1 pseudogene is annotated in these 525 nt (G+C 53.1%); it reads right to left on the bottom strand.

The features are described from left to right. Nucleotides 1–507, bottom strand: a pseudogene (locus N7387_RS21385) (hypothetical protein); the annotation flags it as partial. Nucleotides 508–525: the final 18 nt, after the last annotated feature.

Consider the following 525-nt stretch of genomic DNA (forward strand, 5'->3'; position numbering starts at 1 on the left):
AAGGGAATTAATGGCTTCAGGCATTGCGGGTCTGTTCTTTACTATCCCCCGGAAGCACCTCTCAGGATTCGTGGTTGAATTTGACGAAAATGCAGTGAGTTGCAGCGCTGAAGGCGGGCAGGGGGTGAGAGCCTGGCATCTGTCTCCGCTCATTTCCGCCAGAGTGTCGACTTCAAAAGCGGGAGGGTGTTGTAATTCAGCGGTGTTTTCAGCGGATTCCGGCCCGGACGGGAGATGACCTGTCATATTTCCCAGCGCAGTCCAATAGTAGCCTGCACGGATAAAAATAGCAGCCATAAAGGCCGGCACTTTCAGCACATTGCGTTGCGGGGTCCCTTCCTCTTTCATCCGGTGCCTTGCGACAATGGTTATCACCGCCAGGGCGGTAAACAGGTGGATGGACGTGTGATTATCGTCGTTACCCAAAAACGGTTGCAGGAACGTCCCATCCGTCCAGCCGGTAACGGTATCTCTGATAATCGCTGCCAGCCGGGAAACAATATTCATATTCTCAGGAAGGTATCC

Source organism: Morganella sp. GD04133, from assembly GCF_029835375.1.
GTDB lineage: Bacteria > Pseudomonadota > Gammaproteobacteria > Enterobacterales > Enterobacteriaceae > Morganella > Morganella morganii_B.